The sequence below is a fragment of the Thermoplasmata archaeon genome, assembly GCA_038851035.1.
Classification (GTDB): Archaea; Thermoplasmatota; DTKX01; order VGTL01; family VGTL01; genus JAWCLH01.
This window is the reverse complement of record JAWCLH010000003.1, coordinates 129,000-135,435: the sequence shown is the minus strand read 5'-3', so window position 1 is coordinate 135,435 and position 6,436 is coordinate 129,000. Positions and strand designations below refer to the sequence as shown.

5 protein-coding genes are annotated in these 6,436 nt (G+C 62.2%); 3 read left to right on the top strand and 2 right to left on the bottom strand.

Going from position 1 to position 6,436, the window contains the following annotated elements; all coding sequences use genetic code 11:
* The 3 genes from QW379_01845 to QW379_01835 all read left to right on the top strand — a co-directional run.
* A partial coding sequence (locus tag QW379_01845) for a hypothetical protein (GenBank protein MEM2869151.1) occupies positions 1-1,884 on the top strand: 1,884 nt, incomplete at its 5' end.
* On the top strand, positions 1,868-2,509 hold the full coding sequence (locus QW379_01840) for a hypothetical protein (protein ID MEM2869150.1): 642 nt from the start codon (positions 1,868-1,870) through the stop codon (positions 2,507-2,509). The genes QW379_01845 and QW379_01840, both read left to right, overlap by 17 nt.
* Before the next feature lie 51 nt (positions 2,510-2,560).
* The gene (locus tag QW379_01835; GenBank protein ID MEM2869149.1) at positions 2,561-3,514 is read left to right on the top strand and encodes a hypothetical protein; all 954 of its coding nucleotides are present in this window, start codon (positions 2,561-2,563) and stop codon (positions 3,512-3,514) included.
* Between the two features lie 169 nt (positions 3,515-3,683).
* Here QW379_01835 and QW379_01830 read toward each other — a convergent pair whose 3' ends face one another.
* Both QW379_01830 and QW379_01825 read right to left on the bottom strand, forming a co-directional pair.
* On the bottom strand, positions 3,684-4,238 hold the full coding sequence (locus QW379_01830) for an XTP/dITP diphosphatase (GenBank protein ID MEM2869148.1): 555 nt from the start codon (positions 4,236-4,238) through the stop codon (positions 3,684-3,686).
* 235 nt (positions 4,239-4,473) lie between these two features.
* On the bottom strand, positions 4,474-6,378 hold the full coding sequence (locus QW379_01825; protein ID MEM2869147.1) for a bifunctional N(6)-L-threonylcarbamoyladenine synthase/serine/threonine protein kinase: 1,905 nt from the start codon (positions 6,376-6,378) through the stop codon (positions 4,474-4,476).
* Between the last annotated feature and the right edge of the window lie 58 nt (positions 6,379-6,436).

The following is a 6,436-nucleotide window of genomic DNA, read 5'->3' as shown; positions in this document are numbered from 1 at the left end:
AACGTGAGCAACACTGGCAACTTCGAGGACTTTCTTGAGCTGACTACTCTCGAGATGCCCCGGAACTGGAGCGTCGGGCTCCGGCCGGGCTGGTCGCTGCGCCTCGCGCCCCTCTCCTCCGTCGAGGTAACGGTCCTCATCGAGTCCTCCAGCGACTTCATCAACTCTCCTTATGGAGAACATGTCGTCCTTCTCCAGGCGACCGCCGCCCGGACGGGGCTGGTGCAGAACCTGAGCTTCCGAGTTCCCGTGAGGCGCGTCGGGAGCTGGGAGCTCCTCGCCATTTCCAGCACCATCGTCGAGCTGAATCTATCTCAATCCACAAGTGTCTCCATCCCCGTCTCCATCCGCTCGAACGGTAACTTCCGGGACACTCTCTCCTTATCCATCGAGGGCGGCGCGGCCCGGTGGGCCTCCCTGCCGTTCGGGAGCCTTTCCCTCTCCCCGGGCGAGGAGGAGGTTTTCGGCGTTCTGATCGATGTGCCCACGGACACCCCCACCGGTACATACGGGCTCCTTCTCCTCGCGTCCTCGAGCGGGGGCACAGGTATCTCTCGAGAGCTCGCGCTGAGCATCGTCGTTTCGGGGAGAGGGCTCGCGCCGGCAGGGCCCGAGATTCTCTTATTCGTCCCGCAGAGCGAGCTCCGGCTGAGAGGGGGCGGGGAGGCCGAGCTGACCGTCCGAATCTCATGCACGAGTGGGGAGGTGGCCAATTTGTCCCTGAACGCCACCACCAGCCACCCCTCGGAGCTCAGCGTGAGGCTTCTGAGCGGTCCCCTGAATCTGCGCGCCGGGCAGAGCTCGAGCTGGAGGCTTCTCGTCAGCGCCGCCCGTCACAGGGGTCCCTCCCTGCACGCCACCCTCTTCCTGACCGCAGTAGGCGACGGATATGTTGGCGACACGAGAAGCCTCTCAGTGACGGTTGAGCCCGCCGGAGAGCCGGGTCCGGCGGTCTCAATGGAGTATCTGCTGCCCCTTCTGGCGATTTTCCTCATCCTGGGTAGAATAGCCCTCGGCTGGAACGAACTGGTCCTGCTCGCCCTCACGAACCTCCCCCTCCTCCACCCTATTCTGCCCCCTATTCTAAACTACGCAGGGAGGAGGTTCTGGACCCGTACCTACGCGGCAGGATTCACGACTACCTCATCGCCAAACCGGGGGACCCCTACAACTCAATCAAGGTCCATCTCGGCATCAAGAACGGGACCCTGGCCTATCCCTTACGAATTCTTCGAGGGGGGTTTTATTAAATCTGTACGGGACGGCCTCTATAAACGGTTCTATCCGGTCGAGGCCCGGGTCACCAAGAGGGCGGGCGAGTTCACCACAATTCAGGAGGTCGTGCTGGAGAGCATCTGCGCCTGGCAGGGAATAACGCAGAGCGAGCTGGCCCGCAGAATGAGCGTGAGCGCACAGGCCTTTAATTACCACGCCCATCAACTCCCCGCCACCGGAGCGATTCGGCTCGAGATGAGTGGCCGGGAGACGCTCTGCTACATCGGCAGGGCGACCTCACTCTCAGGAGCTATCGAGGAGGTGCTCCGGTACCCAGTGCTCCCTACCCGCTCTCCTTTTCTCTTCGTCCATTTTATGAAGAATTCTCAGGGCCTCCATCCCGACCTCAACGCACCTCCCCTCAGCCTCCCACCTCTCCCTCTCATCCGCGAACTTCCCCGACGGCCTATGGGCATAGACCGCGCAGACCGCACCCGCCCTGAAGCCGCGCAGGGCGGCGAGGGTGAACAGGGCGCTGGTCTCCATTTCCAGGTTCAGGACGCCCTCGCCCGCGAGCTCGTCGATAAGCCCAGGCCAGCGCAGCGGGAAGCCCTCGACCTCGCGGCACTGGGCGCCGTAGAAGCCCGGCGCAGTGGCAGTAAGTCCTAGGTGGTGCCTGACCTTTTTTCTCACGGCTGCGGTCAGGAGCGCGAGGACGACCTCGTGGTGCGCAATCGCGGGATACCCCTCGTGGACGAAGAAAGTGGAAGTGTTCTCCAGCCTCACGGCCCCCGTGGATATTATCAGGTCGCCGATGCGGACCTCAGGCCTCAGGGCTCCCGAGCTCCCGATTCTTATCAGCACCGGGCTTCTACATATGCGCGATATCTCCACGAGCGCTATCTCGGTGTTGTCGGGCCCGATGCCTGTTGACATCACTGAAATCCCGAGGCCCCGCCATCTCCCAGTGTGCGTCACGAACTCCCTGTGCTTTCTGGTGAGGAGGCCCTCGTCGAAGAGCCCCGCAACGCGTTCCGCCCTCGCCGGGTCCCCGCAGAGCAGGATGCTCTCGGCCAGCTCCCCCGGCGCCAGCGCGATGTGGTACTGCTTTTCCACGTCACCGCCGGTGGCGGAGGGTGCGGGACCCGGCGTGATGCGAGCCAGCATTGTGCCGCCCTCTCCTGCCCCCGCACCACGAGCACGTGAACCCCCCCCAGGAGCCCCATTCCTCCCGCCCTTTTCCCGTCCAGGCATGCGCGCACAACCCCGGAGCTGCAAAAGGCCACACGCATAATAAATCCATCCACGGCAACTCTTAAGAACCCGCCGGGCCTTGAGGGCCTGGATGGCCAGAAAGAAAAGCAGGGAGGAGGGGGAGGAGAGGGAGTTCGGCCCCCCGCCTTTCGATGAAAAAAGGTTCTATAGGACAGAGCTCGAGGCCGCCAAGGCGACCATCATCGCCGCCCTTTGGGGCATTGGAATAGCCGCCGTCTCCGCGGCCCTATTCGCCCTGACCGGCGACTTCACCATCGGCGCCGCCGCGGGTGTTCTGGCGGTCTTCTTCATCAAGCCCCTTCTAGACCTGTTCAAAGTGTCGTACGAGGGCTGGGATTGGACGAAGGCTGCAGCCCTGCTCGTGTCCTTCTTCTTCTGCTGGCTCGCGTTCTGGGTCCTGCTCTCCAACCCGCCCGTGATGGACCTCGCTCCGCCCGTACTGAGCGACAGCACTGAGGCAAAGCAGGAACTCGGCGGCACGATAAAGCTGGCGATTCTCGCCTCGGATAACTCGGGCGTCGCGTCGATTAGCGCGGTGATTCTTGGGCCCGGAGGAATTTACGAGCGCCTCACAAACTTCACGGAGGAATCAGGCGGCCTCTATATGCTCCCCCTGACATATACATCCACAGGGAACTACACGTACGAAATCAGGGCCGAGGACTCCACTGGACGGTCCTCTAAATTGAAAGGGAGCTTCGAGCTCGTGCCATCCCAGCCGCCCGTGATAGAGCTGATCGCACCCGACAACGGGACGAACATCACCTACGAGCAAGCGATAATGCTCCATATATACGACAACGCCCGAGTCTCCGAGGTCTACTACATCCTTGACGGCAGCCCCGAAAAAATATTTCTGAAAATGGAGAAGAGGGGCTACCAGTCCTACACGAAAGACATCTACCGAATTCGGACTAACCTCCCGGGCCAGAGCTGGTCGGGCGGGACCCACAGCATCGTAGTAGTCGCGACCGACGCAGCGGGGAACACCACTGAGGCCTCCTATACATTCACCATCAGATGAGGCCTGCATTGTAGCCCTGGATTGTATGGGATCGCAAATCAGCCGTCGGCAACATGAGCGGGACGGGCGAAGCGCGCGAGTTTCCTCGACAAAACTCCATCGCTTCTTTACGCCCGTCGGCTCACGACACGCTCTTGAAGCCACCCTCGAGTGAATCAGCGAAAGCCTCTTACCCGAGGAACTTCAGGAGTCCGGCGAGCGCCCTCCCTCTATGGGAGAGCGCACCCTTCTCCTCCCGGCTCATCTGGGCGAACGTCCGCTTCTCCCCTTCGGGAATGAAAATCGGGTCGTAGCCGAATCCTGAGCCTCCCGCGGCCTCATGTGCAATGCTGCCCTGGCAGCTCCCATTGAATATATGAGGCCCCATCCCCGGCGCCCAGAAACCGACCCTTGACTCAAACCTCGCTGCTCGGTTCTCCACACCGGCCATGAGCTTCAGTATTCCCTGGTTTCCTATCGTCTTGAACACATAGGCCGAATAAACGCCGGGGAAGCCGCCGAGCGCATCGATGAAAAGACCCGAGTCCTCGATAAGGACGGGCTCGAGCGGGATGAGCCTTCTCACGACCCAGTTCAGGCTCTCCCCCACCACTTCGTCGAGGCTGGAAGACTGTATCTCCGGATAGGGGATTTTCGTCCATGAGGCCATGTGGCCTGCGGCCTCCAGCATTTCCCGAATTTCGCCATACTTACCCTCGTTGGATGTTATGACATTGATTCTCATCTCCAGTCCCTCCGGCTCACCCCTCCGTCCAACTCAAACGCTCCCTCATCCGCTCCACCCTTCACCGGCTCTCTTCATTCACCTCTACCTCACTCCTTTGACTCACGCACCCTTCGCCTCCCGCTGCACCCTCACCGTCCTCCTCAATTCGCCACCCGCCGCCTCCCCTTTTAAAGAGCTGCCGGGTGCTTTTACCATTTCCTATCCCCCCGCAGCATGTTCTGCCGCTCCGTCGTCACTCAGTGTATCTACCCCGTGACGCGATCTCCTTCATGCGCTCGACAGCCTCTCTTCCCCCGGGAAATGTCTCCATGTAGCCCCTCAGGATAACATCGAAGAGCGCCGAGATATGTGCGTGAGTGCTCCCGAAGGCCTCCCTGAGCACCCTGAGGTCCACGCCCCGCTCCTCCAGCTCCTCCGTTTGCGCTCCCAGACCGAAATCGATGAAGTATATTCTTCCTCTGGATAGAAGCATATTGGAGGTCGTCAGGTCCCCGTGGACAATGCCGGCGCCGTGAAGGAGTCCTATGCAGCGTCCTACTCTGTGGCACAGCCTTCGGGCAACCTCCTGGGGGGAACGGTTGAGGAGACGCTTCACCTGCTCTCCCTCGATGTACTCCATCGTCAGGGTGCAGGCCCCCTCCCCCAGGTCTATATCATAGACGATGGGCGTCGGCACGCCGGCCACCCGAGCCTCCCTGAGCAACCTCGCCTCCACCTTTGTCCTAAGCTCCCTAAGCGAGCGGTCTAGCTCCGGCAGCCGGTACCGCTTGGGCACCCTGCGCTTCGCGAGCGCCCTCCGCCCCATCCACCTGACAAGCCTCAGCTCCGCCTCCGCGCCCCTCGCGAGCAACCTTCCGCCGGCCTCTGATGCATCCTCCGTGGGGGCAGGCATGCGTCGGCGCGGCCGCGCCGGGGCCCGCCTCGCTGGCCTCCAGACCGCGTCAACCTCGTCGGTCCTGAAGCGTTGGCGTATCCGGCTTTCCTCTATGCTCATCCTCACGCCCGCGAGGTGCATCAGGATGCCCGTCCAGGCAATCATGGCGCCGTTGTCCACACAGAGGCTCTTCTCCGGGACGAAGACCCTCCCCCCCCTCTCCGATGCCATCCGGGCGACCATCTCCCTGAGCCTTGAGTTGGCTGCCACACCCCCACCAAGTAGCACCTCATGCTTCTCGGCATGGGCCATCGCCCTTTCAGTGACCTCGACAAGCATGGCGAAGACAGTCTCCTGAATTGAGCGGCAGAGCTCAGCGAGACGTGTTCCCTCCGGGCCTCCAGTTTCTGGCACAACCTCTCCTCGCTCCCGATGGGGGGTATGTCCTTTCCAGCGCCTGCCCCAAAGAATTCCTTCGGCCGCCGTGAGAATTCCGGAGAAAGCCAGGTCCATCCCCTTGACCGAGTAGGGGAGGGGCACGTAGCAGTCTGCGCCCCTCGCCAGCTCCTCTATCCGTGGGCCGGCGGGGAAGGGGAGGCCCGCGCCGCGGCCGAACTTGTCCAGCATGTTTCCGACGCCGATGTCCAGCGTCTCACCGAAGATGCGGTACCGCCCCTCGGTGAAAGCAATCACCTGCGTGTTTCCGCCAGAGACATAGAGGAGCACCGGGTCCCGCGCGCCAGTGGTAGCGCGGCCGATTTCCAGGTGCGCGATGCAGTGGTTCACGCCAATGAGCGGTATGCGGAGCGAGGCGGCTAGGGCACGGGCCGCTGTGGCGCCGGTTCTCAGGCAGGGCCCAAGGCCCGGCCCCTGCGAGAATGCAACGAGCCCCAGCTCTCTCAGCGAGACCCTCGCTCTCTCGAGGGCCCGGTGGATGAGTGGGACCACTTTTTCTGAATGGTGGTTGGCGGCCTCTCTGGGGTGAATTCCGCCCTCCGGTGGCGCGTAGGTCTCCATCTCGTTCGCAAGAACAACGCATCTCAAGAAGCCCGAGCCGTGGGGAATGTTGCCCGCCCGTCCTTGTCTTCCGGCCCTCCATCGGTGTCTATTGAGGTCTCGAGCCGCACGGAGCTCTCTGGGTCGTAGCCGCTCCATCCCGCCATCGGGTGCCCTGACGATTGGAATTCCCCCCTCCCCGGGAACCCCCTCAACGATGCCGACGCCGATGGTGTGGGCCGTGGATTCGATTCCGAGGCAGAGCATTGTGACTGAAATCCGCTCCCAGATTAATAATGGTGCGCGTTGCTGAAATTTCCTTAGC